This window comes from Haemophilus sp. HMSC066A11, assembly GCF_001811665.1.
Lineage (GTDB): Bacteria > Pseudomonadota > Gammaproteobacteria > Enterobacterales > Pasteurellaceae > Haemophilus > Haemophilus influenzae.
The window spans coordinates 524,854-544,215 of the sequence record NZ_KV805866.1 but is presented as its reverse complement, the minus strand read 5'-3'; the positions used below and the strand labels follow the sequence as shown (position 1 = coordinate 544,215).

Below are 19,362 nucleotides of genomic sequence, written 5' to 3'. Positions count from 1 at the left end.
ATCTAAGTTAAATAAAAACAGAAGAACCCCGTGTCGAAAGATATGGGGTTTTTGTTTTTTAGAAGTTTATACTTTAACAAAATAAGTTTAGATAAAGTTTATGTTTGTTAGTGAGAAAAATACGTACTAGTGATACAATCCACAAAATTTTAAGAAAGGTACCCTATGGCTCGTAAGAAAAAAACACGTCGAATTACAGATATTATGCCAATTCGCAAAGCAGATAAAAAAATAGATATAACAAAAGCACGCTCTGGTAAAAAGCTTACTCGTTATGAATTGGATGCTAAAGCTCGTGAAGATAAGAAAAAACGTAAGCATAAAGGTTTAGCTTCAGGATCTCGTCATAGTGCGGTTGAAGAAAAAGCGAATAAACTTCAAAATGAAATTAAAGATCCAAAAATTGGTAGTAAGAAAAAGATACCGTTGGTTGTTGAATTTGTTAATAAGCCTGAAAAAGGTCAAGTAATTCCTGTAATAAAACAGGTGAAAAAACAAGATCCAATGAAAGAGCTTGAAAATCTGGAAAATAATGAAATTCTTAATGAATTATTGGATGCTTTAGATGCGGGTAAAACTATTAGTAAATCAGATCAACAATTTGTAGATGAATGCTTAGATCGAATTTCTGAGTTAATGGAAGAACTTGGCATTGAAGACGAAGATGAAAGCGAAGATGATTTATACCGCACTTTCGAGCGTATGGATATTAATCAATTTAGGTAATCTATGATTTGGATATTTTTTGTCATCGCACTTTTCTTGGTAACTGGATTGACTCTATATGCAATCCGTTTATTAAAGCAGTTAAAAGTTCAAAAGGAATTGATTGCTAAAGCTAAGAATAATCGGGTTATACGATTAAAAGAGAGCATTGATATTATTGCTCGTGCAATGCAGTCTGGAGAATGTAATCTTTCTGAAGGCGTAATTCGTCTTACAATGCTATTAAGGCCTTTTGGTAAGAATTTATCATCTTATCCTGCGATGGCTAATTTATATGAAGTGGTGCGTGATATGCCTACACATGATGACCGTAAACTACTTGAGAAAAGAGAAAGAATGCGTCTGGATTTAGCTCGAGAAAGTGCAGAAGCACAGTTTGAAAAAAATATTAAACAAGAATTGTATATTTTATTAGAAGATATTAAATCTATTGAGTTAATTTAAATATTATAATTTTAAAGAAAAATGCGCTAAGTCTCTCCTAGCGCATTTTTTATGATTATTTTTAACGATTTTGTTCAAAAAATAATACCGTTGCTGCAACACGAGAATGAACATTTAATTTACGTAATAAATTACGGATATGTACTTTTACGGTTTCTTCTGAAATAAACAGTTGTGCTGCAATTTGTTTGTTTGATAAGCCAGTTGCAATTTGACGAAGTACGCCCATTTCACGATCCGTTAAGCTGTCTAACGGATTATCTTCGTGAGTGCGTTCTAATAATAAATTTTTAATAGAATCACTCAGAATGACTTCGCCTTGTGCTATGCGCTTGATTTGGTCTAGCAATGTATCAGGTTCAGTATCTTTTAACAAATAACCATCTGCACCTGCATCAATTAGAGTATAAATATCATTTTTTGCATCAGACACTGTTAAAATTAAAATTCGCGCATCAACGCCTTCTGCACGTAATCCTTTGAGCGTATCTAACCCAGAAAGTCCTTTCATGTTGAGATCTAAAATGATCACATCAGGTGATGTTTGTAATGCCACAGAAATCCCTTCTGTGCCGCTGCTTACGTCAGCCACTACTTCAAAGTTATCGTCTAATTCTACAAGTTGTTTAATGCCACGACGCATTAACGGATGGTCGTCAATCAATAAAACTTTTAGCTTATCTTGCATAATTTCTCCTTTAGTGGTTAGAAGTCCACTTTAAAAAGCATAACATTTTATAAAGAATTCAATTCTATGCCAATCTAGAATAGAAAAAAATTTGATTTATCTCAAAAACTTACTATTTGAGGTAGGTTTATTGATGGATAAAAATAGAAAAAGTGCGGTAGAAAAATAGATAATTTTTTACCGCTCTTTTTTAAGATAAGAAATATTAAATGGTCGATTCTAATACCCAAAGTTCCTGTAAGGTTTCTCGGCGACGAATTAGATAGGATTGATCGCCATCTACTAAAACTTCTGCAGTACGGGGTCTTGAGTTATAGTTTGATGACATACTTGCTCCATAGGCACCAGCAGAACATTGAGCAATATAATCCCCTTCGGCAATTGAAAGTTCTCGTTGTTTGCCTAAGAAATCAGACGTTTCGCAAACTGGTCCCACAACATCATAAATGGCTTTTTCTCTTGCTAAAGTGCGGTCAATTTCGATGATGTTCATGTAAGCCTCATACAATGCTGGTCGGATCATATCGTTCATTCCTGTGTCGGTAATGGCGAAATTACGGCTTTCATTACTTTTTAAGTATTGTACTTTTGCTACTAGAATTCCTGCATTTGCAGAAATTGCTCTGCCAGGTTCAAGAATAATTTCAAGTTCGGGATAATTTTTTAGTTTTTCTAATAACGCATTTGCGTAATCGCTTGGATGCGGTGGTGTTTCATCCGTATAAGTCACGCCTAAACCACCGCCCAGATCGAGATGTTTTAATGTAATTCCATCTTCTTTTAATTGTTCCATTAGGACAATTAAGCGATCTGCTGCATCTAAGAATGGTTGTAATTCAGTGAGCTGTGAGCCTATGTGGCAATCCATCCCTGTTATTTTTATGTTTGGTAGCGTTGAGGCTAATTTATATACCTCTCGAGCTTCATTTACGCTTACACCAAATTTATTTTCTTTTAATCCTGTTGAAATATAAGGGTGTGTATGTGCATCAACATCTGGATTTACACGTAAAGAAATAGGTGCGATTTTACCCATTTCTCCCGCGATTTGGTTAATGTGCTTGAGCTCAGAAACTGATTCCACATTAAAGCAACGGATTCCAACTTCTAATGCGCGCATAATTTCTTCTCGAGATTTCGCAACGCCAGAAAAGACTACTTTTGACGCATCGCCACCTGCTGCCAGTACACGCTCAAGTTCGCCTTGTGAGACAATATCGAAACCTGAACCAAGTTTTGCCATAATATTTAACACGCCAATATTTGAGCAAGATTTCACGGCAAAGCAAATTAAGTGAGGACGCTTACCGAAAGCTGAGTCAAAAGCGTGCCAATGACGTTCTAGTGTCGCGCGAGAATATACATAAAGAGGTGTACCGAATTGTTCAGCAAGTTGTTGAACCGGAATATCTTCAGCATAAAGTTTGTTATGTTTATATTGGAAGAAATTCATGTTGTGTGCCTGTTTTAGTTATTTTGGGAATGATATTAGATAATAGATTATTGAGTTTGTTGAGCTTGATCTTTTTCAGGAAAATATAAAGAACCTTTTACGCCGCATCCTGTTGTCACAATGCAAATTGCACTAAGCACTAAAATTGATAGTAGTTTTTTCATTTTTCTCTCTCTCACTTATCGGTAAATCCGCCTTTCACAAGCTTGAGAAAGGCTTTATAATTTGCCGCATTTTATCAGATTTAAACAGGAAAATTTTATGAATATTGCAGAATTTCACCAAAATATTGAACAAGTTTGGCAAAAAATTGAAGAAGAATTGGAAAACCAAGGCGCAGATGTGGATTGCGAAACGCAAGGTTCAGTATTTACAATCACCTTTGATAATCGCACACAAATAGTGATTAACAAGCAAGAACCATTACTTGAGCTTTGGATTGCAAGTAAATTAGGCGGTTTCCATTTTGCTTTTAAAAATGGCGACTGGGTTTCTAATGACGGACAACGTTTTTGGGATTGTTTCGTTGAAGCCTGTGCTGCACATGGCGAGAACGTGCAGTTCTAAAATGCTGGATTCTCCTTTACCATCAAAAATAATAGAAAAACCGACCGCACTTTCTGTTTTGAAATCGGTTTTTGGTTATCAATCTTTCCGTAAAGGGCAGGAAGAAGTTATTAATGCTGCTTTAAATGGACAAGATGCGTTGGTGGTAATGGCAACGGGGAATGGTAAATCGCTTTGTTACCAAATTCCCGCACTTTGTTTTGATGGCTTAACTTTAGTGATTTCTCCGCTGATTTCCTTGATGAAAGATCAAGTGGATCAGCTGCAAGCTAATGGAATTGAGGCGGATTTTCTTAATTCTAGTCAGACTTTAGCACAGCAGCAACAAGTACAAAATAAGCTTATTTCTGGGCAACTTAAACTACTTTATGTGTCGCCAGAAAAAGTGATGACGAACAGTTTCTTTCAACTTATTTCTTATAGCAAAGTCTGCTTTATTGCGATTGATGAAGCTCATTGTATTTCTCAATGGGGGCATGACTTTCGCCCTGAATATACCCAGCTTGGCGGTTTAAAAGCCAGTTTCCCTGATGCGCCGATTATGGCACTTACGGCAACGGCAGATTATGCGACTCAACAAGATATTCTGCGGCATCTTAATCTGAAAAATCTGCACAAATATATTGGTAGTTTTGATCGACCAAATATTCGTTATACCTTGGAAGAAAAATACAAACCTATGGAGCAACTGACACGTTTTGTGTTGGCTCAAAAGGGTAAAAGTGGGATTATTTATTGCAACAGCAGAAATAAGGTTGAGCGAATTGCGGAAAGTTTACGCAATAAAGGTGTCTCTGCTGCTGCTTACCACGCAGGAATGGAAACGGCAATTCGTGAACGTGTGCAACAGGATTTTCAGCGTGATAATGTTCAAGTAGTAGTCGCAACCATTGCTTTTGGAATGGGGATTAATAAATCCAATGTGCGCTTTGTTGCCCATTTTGATTTACCACGTAGCATTGAATCTTACTATCAAGAAACAGGTCGAGCAGGACGTGATGATTTGCCTGCCGAGGCGGTTTTGTTTTATGAACCAGCTGATTACGCTTGGTTACAAAAAATTCTCTTCGAAAAACCAGAAACGCCACAGCGTCAGATTGAGCAGCATAAATTAGAAGCTATTGGGGAATTTGCGGAAAGCCAGACTTGTCGCCGTTTAGTTCTTCTCAATTATTTTGGTGAGCATCGACAAACACCATGTAATAACTGTGATATTTGCCTTGATCCTCCTAAAAAATATGATGGTTTAGTCGATGCGCAAAAAGTAATGTCTACTATTTATCGAGTGGGACAATGTTTTGGTGCACATTATGTGATTGCGGTGTTGCGTGGCATGCACAATCAGAAAATTATTGAACGCCAACACCATAAACTTTCAGTGTATGGCATTGGAAAAGATAAAAGTAAAGAGCATTGGCAGTCTGTCATTCGTCAGCTTATTCATTTGGGTTTTGTGCAACAGGTTATTAGTGAATTAAATCCAACGTTGCAACTTACTGAAAGTGCGAAAGTGATTTTGAAAGGCGAAGAACCGTTAGAATTGGCAATGCCTCGTATTTCTGCAATCAGTAAAATTGCTCATAATCCACAACGTCAAGGTGTTGCAAATTACGATAAGGATTTATTTGCACGCTTGCGTTTCTTACGCAAACAAATTGCCGATAAAGAAAATATTCCGCCGTACATTGTCTTTAATGATGCGACGTTGCAAGAAATGGCACAATATATGCCAACAAGCAATATTGAAATGCTGCAAATTAATGGCGTGGGCTCTATCAAATTAGAGCGGTTTGGGCAGCCGTTTATGGCATTGATTCAAGAACATAAGGCAATTTTGGCGAATGCGCAAAATAATGACTAAGTGTTAAAAGTGCGGTTAAAAATGACCGCACTTTTTGTTATACTTGCGCCAATTTTTTCAGTTCTTAGAATTTAAGGTTAAACAATGCGTACAAGTCAATATTTATTTTCCACCCTAAAAGAAACGCCAAATGATGCTCAGGTTGTGAGCCACCAATTAATGTTGCGTGCAGGTATGATTCGCCCAATGGCATCAGGTTTATATAACTGGCTACCGACGGGTATTCGCGTATTGAAAAAAGTGGAAAAAGTTGTTCGCGAAGAGATGAACAAAGGTGGTGCCATTGAGGTATTAATGCCAGTTGTGCAACCTGCGGAATTATGGGAAGAGTCTGGTCGTTGGGATCAATATGGCCCTGAATTGCTTCGTTTTGAAGACCGTGGAAACCGTAACTTTGTACTTGGGCCAACTCACGAGGAAGTGATTACAGATTTAGTCCGCCGTGAAGTTTCTTCATACAAACAACTCCCACTTAACTTATATCAAATTCAAACGAAATTCCGTGATGAAGTGCGCCCTCGTTTTGGTGTAATGCGTTCGCGTGAATTTATTATGAAAGATGCGTATTCTTTCCACACGACACAAGAAAGTTTACAAGCAACCTATGATGTGATGTATCAAGTATACAGTAACATTTTTAACCGTTTAGGCTTAGATTTCCGTGCGGTGCAAGCGGATACAGGTTCAATCGGGGGGTCAGCTTCTCACGAATTCCAAGTGTTAGCTTCAAGCGGGGAAGATGATGTTGTGTTCTCAACGGAATCGGATTTTGCCGCGAATATTGAGCTTGCAGAAGCAATTGCTATAGGCGAACGCCAAGCTCCAACCGCTGAAATGTGTTTAGTTGATACACCAAATGCGAAAACTATTGCGGAGTTGGTGGAGCAATTCAATTTACCAATCGAGAAAACCGTAAAAACTTTGATTGTGAAAGGTGCAGACGAAAATCAACCACTTGTTGCGTTGATTATTCGGGGCGACCATGAATTAAACGAGATCAAAGCACAAAAACACCCGTTAGTGGCAGATCCTCTTGAGTTTGCGGACGAAACTGAAATCAAAGCGAAAATTGGTGCGGGCGTGGGATCGTTAGGCGCGGTAAATCTTAATATTCCTGCAATTATTGACCGCACTGTGGCGTTAATGTCTGATTTTAGTTGTGGTGCGAATATCGATGGAAAACATTATTTCAATGTGAACTGGGTACGCGATGTAGCAATGCCTGAAGTATTTGATTTACGTAACGTAGTGGAAGGTGATCCAAGTCCGGATGGTAAAGGCACGCTTCAAATCAAACGTGGTATTGAAGTGGGACATATTTTCCAACTGGGTAAAAAATACTCTGAAGCGATGAAAGCGACCGTTCAAGGCGAAGATGGTAAACCTCTTGTGATGACGATGGGTTGCTACGGTATTGGTGTAACTCGTGTGGTGGCTTCAGCCATTGAGCAACACCATGATGAACGCGGTATCATCTGGCCATCAGACGAAATCGCCCCATTCACTGTGGCGATTGTGCCAATGAATATGCACAAATCTGAAGCCGTGCAAAAATACGCTGAAGAACTTTACCGCACTTTACAATCACAAGGCGTAGATGTGATTTTTGATGATCGTAAAGAACGCCCGGGCGTGATGTTCGCCGATATGGAACTTATCGGTGTGCCGCATATGGTGGTAATCGGTGAGAAAAACCTAGAGAACGGTGAAATTGAATATAAGAACCGCCGTACTGGTGAAAAAGAAATGATTAGTAAAGATCAGTTGCTCAGCGTTTTAAACGAAAAGTTAGGTAATCGCTAATCAGTATTTTATTTTGTATATTGTGACAAAAGAGCGGTTAAAAATAGCCGCTCTTTTTGTTGATCTAACGTTTATATTGAACAATGTTTAATCCAAACTAAATGCTCGAATATAAGGTAGTTTTCCTTTTTCTAACATCTCTTGAATACCGCTTTGATGGTCATTGCTGCCTAACCCCCTTAATTCTAAGGTTATGCCAATGCTATTATCATAAACAATTTCATTACGTGTTTGGTTTTGGTGGTTTGTGACATTGCGTTTTACACCAACACTTGCAGCCCAACAGCAACTGTTATATTGAACGCCTAGATATTGTTCTACCGGTTTTTGTAAGGCGAGATCTTGATAATAGCGTCCTACTACAGCCCAATTATTGGCAATTTCCCAGCCTACAACTAATCCCACTTGTTGGATATCTTGTTGATAGGCGTTAGCCGATTTACCTAAGTTTTGGTCAATATATTCTTGGTTCACATATCGATAATTTAACTGAATTAAATTATTTTTTTCAGGATTATATTCTAGTGATGTATTCGCTAATGATGTTGAATTGGTATGAGTATCAAATTGATAGCTACCACGCCAATACCATTTATTACTTATTTTCCAATTAGATTCTAATGCCCAAGCAGATGATGAAGTTGGTGTTTTATTCGCAGGGTTTTCATCAATACGAGAATTACTTAAGTAATAAATTTGACCTGCAGATAAATTAAATCGTTCTTCGCCAGCAATATCATAAAAATGCGTTGTGCCACCCAAGGTAACTTGATTTGCCGATGAAATTCGATCTAAACCACTATAACGGCGATCACGGAATAGCGAATAGTAATCTTGCTGTACTAATGCTGAATCGTAACCAAATCCCAAATAATCATTATTAAGTGTTGAACCAATATTGCTTTGATTTCGGTAAGGACGATATAAATACTGCACGTGCGGTTCGAAGGTTTGTGTATACTCTTTTAAGAACGTTATATCGCGTGCTAATACACTTTGTAAATCAACTTTAAATTGTGGAATAACTCGATTTACCGTTTTTTGCACGTCCTCTGCATTTTTTCCTGAACCTTTTTTCTGCTCGTAACGAGTCGCATAAAGTTTCGTTTCAATATTCAAACTGCCGTATTTATTTGACATTAAAGAATTTAGGCTAGGTTCTGCATGGAAACGCCATGCAGTTGGCATCAATTTACTGTCATTATCAAAACGAACTGCTTGTGAATGTAATTTGAAATTTAACCATTCATTCGCTAAATCATATTTGTGATAGTTGAAATCTAATTGTGGTACTGCACGGTAAGGGCCGATGTTTACAATATCATCAAAAATTTGGAACTGATGTGCAGAAAGAGAAAAATTATAATTGGGTTGATAATAAGCTATGCGAGCATATTGGTTCGCATAACCATCGGTACTGCGTCCATAAATAGAATCAAAGTCGTTGAAATAACGTTTATCGCTTACTCGGGTGTAATTAATATTTAGACGCCAATTTTGTAAAAAGCTAGAATTGTGATTCCAATAGAACAAATGACGTTTTCGATTATCACTAGCATATTCAGAGTAACGATCCTTACCTAAATATTCTCCTGCCACTTTACCTTCACCAATAGAGGTTAAATAGCGAAATTCCCCATTTGCTTGCCAACCACGGCGAGACATATATTTCGGGGTGAAAGTAAGATCATAATTAGGCGCGATATTCCAATAAATTGGTTGTGCATACCAAAGACCATCTCGGTTAGATGTTCCCGCGCTTGGAATCAATAAACCAGAACGACGACGATCTCCAATGGGTAATTGTAAGTAAGGGGTATAAAAGACGGGAACACCGTGTATTTTAAAGCGAGCATGCCACATTTCAGCATATTCTTCTTTCACGTATTGACGAATTTCTGACGCATCTACTGCCCAAGCATTGTCGCCGTGCAAACATGACGTAAAGGTTGCATTCTTCATTACACGATAATCATTATGCAGTGTTATATTATCAGCTTTACCACGTCCTTGACGACCGACAAATTCATATTCTGAATTTGTTAAATTACCATCGTGACTATCTAAATTAAACTCTGCATCTTTACCCAACATATTGATCTGATTATCTTTATAATCAAATCCATTGCGGACATAAGCCATGCGTAAAGGTGTTGATTGGTTTCCAGATTGTTTGACCTGCACGGATTGTGCTAACAAATGGCGATTGCCTTGTTTCAAATCTACATTACCTTGATAGGTCGCATCATTTGGCTGATTAATTTCTGCGTTATCCGCTTCAATATAGACAGGCAGAGAATTCACATCACCCGTCACGACTTCACCGCTAAATTTTGGCACGCCCATTAAACATTGTTCATGCAAATCTGCCAAACTTTGTTGGCTATAAAGTGCGGTCAAAATAGCAAGTGAAATTAAAGTGTGTTTTTTATTCATCGTCTTGTTTTAATTTGTCAGAAAATTGGTCAGATTATACTGGAAAAAGAGCAAGGCTAGTAATATTTTTCAAGAAGTGATTAATAGAATATCCACTGGGTTATGATTAAATTTTTTGTCTATTGAACCATCAATACGCCAAGACAGCCCATATCTTCTAACATTAAATTCGATACCCCAAATAAGAATGGGTAGTTACCAGAAGATGCTTGATCAAATTTCACTAAAATTTGAGTTTTGTTTTTTACCCAAACGGTATCTTTCCAAGCTAATTCTTCAGCTTGTAATTGATGTTCTCCTTGGCTTTCCACCACAAATTTGGCACCTTGAATAGTAAATCCAACAGGTAAACTTGCATTTAAAATCCAGCGTTCAATGGTGCCTTTACGAGCCATAACATCAACCTTGCGTGGGTCAAAACGTCTTTGGTTAATTAAGCCGTTTGTAACATCAATATTAAATTCTCGAGTTTGAGCAACGGCTTGTTGTAACATTGCTGGTGCATCCGTTTCGAAAGTTAGATTCGGTTGTTTATTAAATGCGGATAGTTGTCCCTTAGCACGCAATTCAAGGACGGTGTTATTAGCGAGTTCATCGCCTGAGAACAACATATTTTTTATTTTTTCGTACAAGCTACGTTTACTTCCGCTAATGAGAGATACGTTGTCAATTTCATTCATATTAAGCAGTATTTCTGCACGTTCTCCTGGCGAGAGAACCAAAGATTTGATTGATTTCGCTTTTGGTAAGAAACCTAAATCTTGTGCAATAAGCAGCATTTCTTGATCATTATCCAAGCGTAAATCATAAGCACGCGCTAATGAGGCATTGAGCAAACGTAAACGAATCCAACCCCGTGCAACATCTAAAAATGGTGCTTCAATACCATTCACCAACAAGCGATTGCCTACAAAGTGCGGTTGATTTTGTTTGAATAATTGGAGACCATCATTGTTAAATTCCATATCTTGTAAAATCAATGGAATATCATCTACGCCGTATTTATTGGGAAGATTCGCTTTTAGGCTTTGCTCATCTTCAATTAACCACATTCCAGCTAAGCCACGATAGGTTTGATAGGCTGAGTTGGCTAATGTTGCGGAACGATACCAACAGCTTGCTGCGGGTTGTTCAATAGGCACGATGGGTGCCCAAGATTCGCCTTTTTTGAGAACTCGAGCTGCCCCGCCAAACAGTTCGCCTGATGCTTGTAAACCTTGAATAGATAAAGCAACTGATTGTGGCAAATTGTTATGATAATTAAGTTTGGCAAAGCTGCCTGATTTGATTTTAATGGTTGGGCCAAGATAATTGCCGTTGAATCCCCATACCGTCACATTGTGTGAGCCATCTAACGGATAATTCGTTTCCTGCATGGTTAATACAATAGGGCGACCGCGACGGACTTCAATTAGTGGCGGCACAACTAGTTTTTCACGGCTTGCCGCTAACAATGGTGCGGGCACTGTGGAAAGTGCGGTAGAAATCGCAGCTGTTTTTAATAATTGACGGCGGGAAAGGCGTGGCATTTTAGTTTCCTTTTGCTATCTCTTCATCAAGTTCGGCAATGCGTTTTTCCATTAGATCATGACAATAAGCCGCAAGATCGCGAACATTGTCTTTGGTATAGCCTGAAACATCGATTGGATCCATTATTTCGCAAATCACTTTGCCATTATCCCAACGATTTAAATTAATTTTGTTATGCGTGGTTGAACACACCACAGGAATAATTGGTACACCTGCTGAAATCGCCGCATGGAATGCACCCGTTTTAAAGGGTAATAAACCGCGACCGCGATTGCGAGTGCCTTCTGGGAACATCCAAATAGATAAATTATCTTCATTGATTCGTCGTGCAAGCTGCGACATTGTACTGTGTGCTTTTGTGCGGTTTTCTCTATCTAAGAAAATATTACCCGTTACCCAATATAAAATGCCGAAGAAGGGTATCCAAATTAAGCTTTTTTTACCCACACTTACTGTGCGAGGTTGCACCATATAAGAGATTGTTACCATATCATAATTATTTTGATGATTACCGATATAAATGGCGCGGCTAATTTGCTTCTGATCTTGAGGAATACGATGTTCTACCTTTAAGCCAAAAAGTGGATATAAGCGTCCAAACCAACGTGCAACAATGCCTACGTTGCTTGGATTTTTAAAGCGGATAAAAGAATAAATCGTACCCAGTACACAAATTAGAATACAGCAGATTAATACGAGGAAAATTCGAAGTAGTTTTAACATAAGGATGTCCTATATAAAATTTCGTTGAAGTATAGCAAATTCAATCTCAATATGTGCTAATCTAAACAAAAATCGTGGAATTTTTATGAAACATAGCTATTTTATTTCTGATTTGCATTTAAGCGAAACTCAGCCAGAATTGACCGCACTTTTTGTCGATTTTATGCAGAATCTTGCCCCACAGGCTGAACGGCTTTACATTTTAGGTGATCTTTTTGATTTTTGGATTGGTGATGACGAGCAGTCTACATTGATTCAACAAGTTAAAGATTTAATTAAGTCTGTAAGCGAGCAAGGTGTGCAATGTTATTTTCAGCACGGCAACCGTGATTTCTTGATTGGCGAACGTTTTGCGAAAGATACAGGTGTTCAGCTTTTTCCTGATTATCAATTGATTACACTTTATGATAAAAAAATCTTACTTTGTCATGGCGATACGCTTTGTATTGATGACGTGGCTTACCAACAATTTCGCCGTAGAGTGCATCAAAAATGGCTGCAGCGTTTGTTTTTGTGTTTGCCATTAAAAGTGCGGTTGAAAATTGCGGAGAAAATTCGGGCAAAGAGTAATCAAGATAAACAAGCCAAAACACAGGAAATCATGGATATAAATCAAGCCTTCACGACAGAAAAAGTACAAGAATTTGGTGTAAATTTATTAATTCACGGACACACACACCGTGAGGCGATTCATCAACAAGCAGGATTTACCCGAATTGTATTAGGGGATTGGCGAAAAAATTACGCATCAATTTTAAAAATAGATGAAAGCGGAGAATTTGGTTTTATTAAAGATTAGAAGTGCGGTAAAGCAAAAACTCGTTATTTTACTTAATGATACTAGAATAATACTTATCCATAAAATCGTACCTAAAAGCTGGTGGATAAGCCCAACTTTTAGATACAGATAAAAGTGCGGTTAATTTTAGGATTAGTTTTCTTTCGGTAAGCGAAGCAACGCGTAAATTAATCCTCCCCACAATAAAGTAAGGGCTATGATCATCATAATAATTGCGCCAGTAGTCATTTTATTCTCCTTTAGTTTCATCAATCGTTAATTTGGTTTCGCTTTTCCATTTTAAGCGAGAAAGGAAAAATGCCACGACAAGTAAGCTAATCGACATTCCCCAACCAAAGGTATTTACAAACCAGTTTGGATAACCTTCGTAACCTTCAGAGAAGACTTTTGCCCCTTCGCTGAAAAGCATAAATGCTAAAACACCACTCGTTAATACAATGCATAAACGCCAGAAGAAACCCACTTTGAAAGATGACGTTTCGTTTAAGTGATTACCTAATAAACCAAGTTTTTCATTTGCTACAATCGCAATTAAAGACGCAAATGCTACGGCAACAATACCGAAATAGTTCACAAATTTATCGAACACATCTAACATCGGTAAGCCAGTTGTTGTGCCGAATAAGATGACAGAAACTAGCATCATTGGTACACCCACGATGAATGTCACTTTTCCACGGCTAATGCGAATTTTATCCTGAATTGCGGAAATAATTACTTCGATAACTGAGATGAATGAAGTCAATGCGGCAAAGGTTAATGCACCAAAGAATAACATGCCTAGCACTTCACCAAATGGTGCTTTATTGATGATGGTTGGGAACGCAAAAAATGCTAAACCAATTCCGCCTTTTGCCACTTCGCTGACTTCTTGACCTTGCGCTGTTGCAATAAAGCCTAATGCTGCAAATACGCCGATACCTGCTAATACTTCAAAGCTACTGTTAGCAAAACCCACAACCAAGCCACTACCAGTCAAATCGGATTCTTTTTTAAGATAAGAGGCGTAAGTCACCATAATTCCAAATCCGATTGAAAGAGAGAAGAAGATTTGTCCATAAGCGGCAATCCACACACTCGGGTTGGATAATTTTGTCCAATCTGGTGTAAATAATGCATCTAAACCTTTTGCCGCACCTGGTAAGAATAAGGAATAAATCACAAGCACCATAAACATCACGACGAGCACTGGCATTAATACGGAAGAGACCTTAGCAATTCCTTTTTGAACACCCATAGAAAGTACGCCTAAGGCAACAATCCACATCGCAATTAATGGTGCGGTTACCATACCAACAAATTCAAAGCTGATACCGTTTTTAATATCGCCCATTTTTAAAAATTCACCGATGAAGAAATCAATGGGTTTATCGCCCCATGCGCCAGTGAAAGAAAAATATGTGTAGCTTGCCGCCCAGCCTAATACTACAGCGTAATATAATCCGATGATGACATTTACCATCATTTGCCACCAGCCAAACACCTCAAAGTGCGGGCTAAAACGACGATAAGAAAGTGGTGCGCCACCACGATGACGGTGCCCAATGGCATAATCTAAGAATAAAAGAGGAATCCCTGCGGTTAATAATGCAATAAGGTAAGGGATGATAAATGCGCCACCACCATTTTCATAAGTGGTATAAGGGAAACGCCAAATATTACCAAGACCAACGGCAGAACCAATTGCTGCCAGAATAAATGCGCGACGACCAGAAAAAGTCTCACGCTTTTGTGCTTTTGGGGCTGAGTGCGCCATAAATTATCCTATGTAAAAAAATGAAAAGAGTTTCAATATAATGAAATCTAATCATCAGTCAATAAATAAGCCAAAAGAGCGGTAAAAATTCACGAATTTTTTAATAAAAAGAACATAAACATTCAAAGCAAGCCAATTTTTACCGCACTTTTTTCGTTTTTTTTCGTGCCAAGCCCTACCAATGACTCGAAATTTCGCTACAATGCTGAATTTATCCCAAAATAAAAATAACAGGAAACAAACACAATGACAGGTGCACAACTTATCATGGCGTGCCTGAAAGCACACCATGTCACGACTCTTTTCGGTTATCCCGGTGGTGCAATTATGCCAACCTACGATGCCCTTTATGACGCAGGCTTAGATTACTTACTTTGTCGTAATGAACAAGGGGCTGCAATGGCTGCGATTGGCTATGCTCGCTCCACGGGAAAAGTGGGCGTCTGTATTGCAACATCAGGCCCTGGCGCAACCAATTTAGTTACTGGATTAGGCGATGCCATGATGGACTCCATTCCAGTTGTCGCCATTACCGGTCAAGTTTCCTCGCCATTAATCGGCACAGATGCGTTCCAAGAAGCCGATGTTCTAGGACTTTCCCTTGCTTGTACTAAACACAGCTTTATCGTTCAAAGTGCAGATGTCGCACTACAAGGGGATTTAATCCAAGCACTTAATGCACTCAAACAAGATATTGATATTGAACCTTGGCGTGAACAAATCAGAAATTTCAAAGCAAAATTAGATTTCACTTATGTTGAAAATCAAGGCAATCGCCCGATTGATCCTTGGGCATTACTCAACAGCCTATCTAATCGTAAACCAAATAATGCCGTAATTTGTACCGATGTGGGGCAGCATAAAATGTGGTCAGCTCAACACATGTTACGCGTAGCACGCCACCGCGGTTTCACCGTTACAACAATGGAAATGACACTGATTGAAACCCAAGTGCGGTTAAAAATCACTGTAAAATCTGACCGCACTTTAGATCTATTAGTGAATCAGTTGGCAAAATTGCCAGATGTTTTAATGGTTAATTAATCATGCAAACGAACCCTAAATTTTACTCGGAGAGATTATTTATGCCAAAACTACGTTCAGCGACCAGCACACAAGGTCGTAATATGGCAGGTGCACGTGCCTTATGGCGTGCAACAGGAATGAAAGAAAATGACTTTGGTAAACCGATTATTGCGGTGGTGAACTCTTTCACGCAATTCGTACCAGGGCATGTGCATTTAAAAGATATGGGACAGCTTGTTGCTGCAGAAATTGAAAAAGCGGGCGGCGTAGCAAAAGAATTTAACACCATTGCGGTGGATGATGGTATCGCAATGGGTCACGGTGGAATGCTTTATTCTTTACCAAGCCGTGATTTAATCGCAGACAGCGTAGAATATATGGTCAATGCGCACTGTGCTGATGCGATGGTGTGTATTTCCAACTGTGACAAAATCACTCCAGGAATGTTGATGGCGGCAATGCGTTTAAATATTCCAACTATCTTCGTTTCAGGCGGCCCGATGGAAGCAGGTAAAACTAAACTTTCTGATCAATTAATCCGCTTAGATTTAGTAGATGCGATGATTGAGGCAGCCGATCCGAATGTGTCAGATGAACGTATTGATGCCATCGAACGCAGTGCGTGTCCAACTTGTGGTTCATGCTCAGGTATGTTTACCGCAAACTCTATGAATTGCCTTACTGAAGCCTTAGGTTTATCTTTACCTGGTAATGGTTCTATGTTGGCGACTCATGCTGACCGCAAAGAATTATTCTTAAAAGCAGGCCGTCAAATTGTCGAGCTTTGCAAACGTTATTACGAACAAGATGATGCAAGCGTATTGCCTCGTTCAATCGGTACTTTTGATGCCTTTGAAAATGCAATGAGCCTCGATATCGCAATGGGTGGTTCAAGTAACACTGTTTTACACTTATTAGCGGCAGCACAAGAAGCAGGCGTAGATTTTAAAATGGAAGATATTGACCGTTTATCGCGCAAAGTGCCTTGTTTAAGCAAAATTGCACCAAACACCAATAAATATCATATGGAAGACGTACACCGTGCAGGCGGTATTATGGGATTGTTGGGTGAATTAGATCGCGCTGGATTAATTCATAAAAATACACACACCGTGCTTGGAATGAGCATGGGAGAACAACTAGACCAATACGATATTATTCGCAATCAAGATGAAGAATTACATAAATTCTTCCGTGCAGGTCCTGCAGGTATCCGCACAACTCAAGCATTCTCACAAGATTGTCGCTGGGATACCGTCGATAATGATCGTGTAAACGGTTGTATTCGCAATAAAGAAAATGCAATTTCGCAAGAAGGTGGCTTAGCCGTATTATTCGGTAATCTCGCTGAAGACGGATGTATTGTTAAAACCGCTGGTGTAGATGAATCTATTTGGAAATTCACTGGCACGGCAATCGTATTTGAAAGCCAAGAAGATGCGGTTGCAGGCATTTTAGGTGGCAAAGTTAAAGAAGGTCATGTCGTTGTTATCCGCTACGAAGGCCCTAAAGGCGGACCAGGTATGCAAGAAATGTTGTATCCAACCAGTTACTTAAAATCGATGGGCTTGGGCAAAAAATGTGCTTTATTAACGGACGGCCGTTTCTCTGGTGGTACATCAGGCTTGTCTATTGGACATGCCTCGCCAGAAGCTGCTTCTGGCGGTGCAATTGGCTTAGTACGCGATGGCGATATTATCAACATTGATATTCCAAATCGTGCAATTAACTTAGAAATGAGTAATGATGAACTCGCAGCACGCAGAGCCGAACAAGATCAAAAAGGTTGGCAGCCAGCTCACCGTGAGCGTGAAGTCTCTTTCGCATTGAAAGTATTCGGCCACTTTGCGACCTCAGCGGACAAAGGTGCGGTACGCGATAAAACATTATTAAAATAATTTAACGGTTCCCCTCTTTCATAAGAGGGGGATAAAACAAAGGAAAAACTAACCGCACTTCATCATCAAAACAAACACTATGAAAAACTTACTTACCAATCCTCAACCCTCTCAATCAGATTATATCAATGCCATTGTTAAACTTGGTTCGCGCGTATATGAAGCTGCACAAGTGACCCCTTTACAAAAAATGGGAAAACTTTCTGAACGACTGCACAATAATATCTGGATTAAACGAGAAGACCGTCAGCCAGTAAATAGCTTTAAACTACGCGGCGCTTACGCAATGATTTCTAGCCTTTCAGCAGAACAAAAAGCAGCAGGCGTAATAGCGGCATCTGCAGGTAACCATGCACAAGGCGTGGCATTATCGGCGAAACAATTAGGCTTAAAAGCATTGATCGTCATGCCACAAAACACCCCAAGCATTAAAGTGGATGCAGTGCGTGGTTTTGGTGGCGAGGTGTTGTTGCACGGTGCTAATTTCGATGAAGCCAAAGCAAAAGCCATCGAGCTTTCAAAAGAAAAAAACATGACATTTATTCCACCATTCGATCATCCATTAGTGATCGCTGGACAAGGCACGTTAGCGATGGAAATGCTACAACAAGTGGCAGATTTGGATTATGTGTTTGTACAAGTCGGCGGTGGTGGCTTAGCTGCAGGTGTAGCAATTTTGCTTAAGCAATTTATGCCAGAAATTAAAATCATCGGTGTAGAATCAAAGGATTCTGCGTGCTTAAAAGCGGCTCTTGATAAAGGCGAACCAACAGATTTAACCCATGTTGGATTATTTGCCGATGGTGTTGCCGTAAAACGCATTGGTGACGAAACATTCCGTCTATGTCAGCAATATCTTGATGATATGGTATTGGTCGATAGTGACGAAGTATGCGCAGCAATGAAAGATTTGTTTGAGAACGTTCGTGCTGTTGCAGAACCATCAGGTGCATTAGGTTTGGCTGGTTTGAAAAAATATGTAAAACAAAACCATATTGAAGGCAAAAATATGGCGGCAATTTTGTCTGGCGCGAACTTGAATTTCCACACATTACGTTATGTATCTGAACGTTGTGAAATTGGTGAAAATCGAGAGGCTTTATTAGCCGTAACCATGCCTGAACAACCAGGTAGTTTCTTAAAATTTGCTTATGTATTAGGTAACCGAGCTGTAACCGAATTCAGTTATCGTTATGCAGATGATAAACGCGCTTGTGTGTTTGTTGGGGTAAGAACGACAAATGAGCAAGAAAAAGCAGATATTATTGCAGACCTCACGAAAAATGGTTTTGATGTTGAGGATATGTCTGATGATGATATTGCGAAAACGCATGTTCGCTATTTAATGGGGGGGCGCGCATCAAATGATAACGAACGTTTATATACCTTCGAATTCCCAGAGCAAAAAGGTGCCTTATTAAAATTCTTGGAAACCTTGCAAAATCGTTGGAATATTTCATTATTTCACTATCGTGCCCACGGCGCGGACTATGGAAATATCCTTGCTGGGTTCCAAATTGAACAACGCGAACAAGCAGAATTTGAACAGGTACTTGCCCAACTCAATTATGTTTTTGAAGATGTAACAGAAAGCAAATCTTATCGTTATTTCTTACGTTAATCCTATAAAAAAGGCGTGATATTTTTCACGC

At 39.0% G+C, this 19,362-nt stretch carries 17 protein-coding genes; 9 read left to right on the top strand and 8 right to left on the bottom strand.

From position 1 onward, the window contains the following. The first annotated feature begins 165 nt into the window (after positions 1–165). Positions 166–726 carry a Der GTPase-activating protein YihI gene (gene yihI, locus HMPREF2813_RS05640; protein WP_005648548.1) on the top strand — a complete coding sequence of 187 codons (561 nt, stop codon included), beginning with the start codon at positions 166–168 and terminating at the stop codon, positions 724–726. Positions 727–729: 3 nt separating this feature from the next. Beyond that, positions 730–1,170, top strand: coding sequence for a DUF2489 domain-containing protein (locus HMPREF2813_RS05635; RefSeq protein ID WP_005648547.1), 441 nt, complete (start codon positions 730–732; stop codon positions 1,168–1,170). Between the two features lie 61 nt (positions 1,171–1,231). On the opposite strand, the gene HMPREF2813_RS05630 is transcribed toward HMPREF2813_RS05635, so the two are convergent. From HMPREF2813_RS05630 to lptM, 3 genes are all read right to left on the bottom strand, one after another. Beyond that, positions 1,232–1,858: a response regulator gene (locus HMPREF2813_RS05630; RefSeq protein WP_005648546.1), complete on the bottom strand. Its 627-nt coding sequence runs from the start codon at positions 1,856–1,858 to the stop codon at positions 1,232–1,234. Positions 1,859–2,063: 205 nt separating this feature from the next. Next, entirely contained in the window at positions 2,064–3,311 is a 1,248-nt protein-coding gene (gene lysA / locus HMPREF2813_RS05625) for a diaminopimelate decarboxylase (protein ID WP_005666280.1), read from the bottom strand. 47 nt (positions 3,312–3,358) lie between these two features. Beyond that, positions 3,359–3,475 carry an LPS translocon maturation chaperone LptM gene (gene lptM, locus HMPREF2813_RS09595; protein WP_005652274.1) on the bottom strand — a complete coding sequence of 39 codons (117 nt, stop codon included), beginning with the start codon at positions 3,473–3,475 and terminating at the stop codon, positions 3,359–3,361. A gap of 97 nt (positions 3,476–3,572) precedes the next feature. Here lptM and cyaY point away from each other — a divergent pair, with 97 nt between their 5' ends. From cyaY to proS, 3 genes are all read left to right on the top strand, one after another. Next, positions 3,573–3,878 carry an iron donor protein CyaY gene (cyaY, locus tag HMPREF2813_RS05620; protein WP_005655473.1) on the top strand — a complete coding sequence of 102 codons (306 nt, stop codon included), beginning with the start codon at positions 3,573–3,575 and terminating at the stop codon, positions 3,876–3,878. Position 3,879: 1 nt separating this feature from the next. Further along, complete coding sequence (gene recQ / locus HMPREF2813_RS05615; RefSeq protein ID WP_005648542.1) at positions 3,880–5,739, top strand: DNA helicase RecQ; 1,860 nt, start codon at positions 3,880–3,882, stop codon at positions 5,737–5,739. Between the two features lie 84 nt (positions 5,740–5,823). Beyond that, positions 5,824–7,542, top strand: coding sequence for a proline--tRNA ligase (gene proS / locus HMPREF2813_RS05610; protein WP_005648541.1), 1,719 nt, complete (start codon positions 5,824–5,826; stop codon positions 7,540–7,542). An 87-nt stretch (positions 7,543–7,629) separates the two neighbouring features. On the opposite strand, the gene lptD is transcribed toward proS, so the two are convergent. The 3 genes from lptD to HMPREF2813_RS05595 form a co-directional block, all read right to left on the bottom strand. Continuing rightward, positions 7,630–9,978, bottom strand: a complete 2,349-nt coding sequence (gene lptD, locus HMPREF2813_RS05605) for an LPS assembly protein LptD (protein ID WP_014551090.1) — start codon at positions 9,976–9,978, stop codon at positions 7,630–7,632. A gap of 119 nt (positions 9,979–10,097) precedes the next feature. After that, on the bottom strand, positions 10,098–11,507 hold the full coding sequence (locus HMPREF2813_RS05600) for a multicopper oxidase domain-containing protein (RefSeq protein WP_014551089.1): 1,410 nt from the start codon (positions 11,505–11,507) through the stop codon (positions 10,098–10,100). A 1-nt stretch (position 11,508) separates the two neighbouring features. Further along, the gene (locus HMPREF2813_RS05595) at positions 11,509–12,231 is read right to left on the bottom strand and encodes a 1-acylglycerol-3-phosphate O-acyltransferase (protein WP_014551088.1); all 723 of its coding nucleotides are present in this window, start codon (positions 12,229–12,231) and stop codon (positions 11,509–11,511) included. Between the two features lie 85 nt (positions 12,232–12,316). Between HMPREF2813_RS05595 and lpxH the strand changes: the two genes are divergently transcribed. Further along, positions 12,317–13,030: a UDP-2,3-diacylglucosamine diphosphatase gene (lpxH, locus tag HMPREF2813_RS05590; protein ID WP_012054609.1), complete on the top strand. Its 714-nt coding sequence runs from the start codon at positions 12,317–12,319 to the stop codon at positions 13,028–13,030. A 132-nt stretch (positions 13,031–13,162) separates the two neighbouring features. On the opposite strand, the gene HMPREF2813_RS09590 is transcribed toward lpxH, so the two are convergent. Both HMPREF2813_RS09590 and HMPREF2813_RS05585 read right to left on the bottom strand, forming a co-directional pair. Further along, complete coding sequence (locus HMPREF2813_RS09590; RefSeq protein ID WP_005648534.1) at positions 13,163–13,258, bottom strand: methionine/alanine import family NSS transporter small subunit; 96 nt, start codon at positions 13,256–13,258, stop codon at positions 13,163–13,165. A 1-nt stretch (position 13,259) separates the two neighbouring features. Continuing rightward, positions 13,260–14,786 carry a sodium-dependent transporter gene (locus HMPREF2813_RS05585; protein WP_005665053.1) on the bottom strand — a complete coding sequence of 509 codons (1,527 nt, stop codon included), beginning with the start codon at positions 14,784–14,786 and terminating at the stop codon, positions 13,260–13,262. Between the two features lie 246 nt (positions 14,787–15,032). Here HMPREF2813_RS05585 and HMPREF2813_RS10105 point away from each other — a divergent pair, with 246 nt between their 5' ends. The 3 genes from HMPREF2813_RS10105 (at position 15,033) to ilvA (ending at position 19,331) form a co-directional block, all read left to right on the top strand. Then, a complete protein-coding gene (locus HMPREF2813_RS10105) occupies positions 15,033–15,830 on the top strand; it encodes a thiamine pyrophosphate-binding protein (protein WP_005685913.1) in 798 nt (265 codons plus the stop codon). Between the two features lie 41 nt (positions 15,831–15,871). After that, entirely contained in the window at positions 15,872–17,710 is a 1,839-nt protein-coding gene (gene ilvD / locus HMPREF2813_RS05575) for a dihydroxy-acid dehydratase (protein ID WP_041174646.1), read from the top strand. 79 nt (positions 17,711–17,789) lie between these two features. Continuing rightward, positions 17,790–19,331, top strand: coding sequence for a threonine ammonia-lyase, biosynthetic (gene ilvA, locus HMPREF2813_RS05570; RefSeq protein ID WP_014551086.1), 1,542 nt, complete (start codon positions 17,790–17,792; stop codon positions 19,329–19,331). Positions 19,332–19,362: the final 31 nt, after the last annotated feature.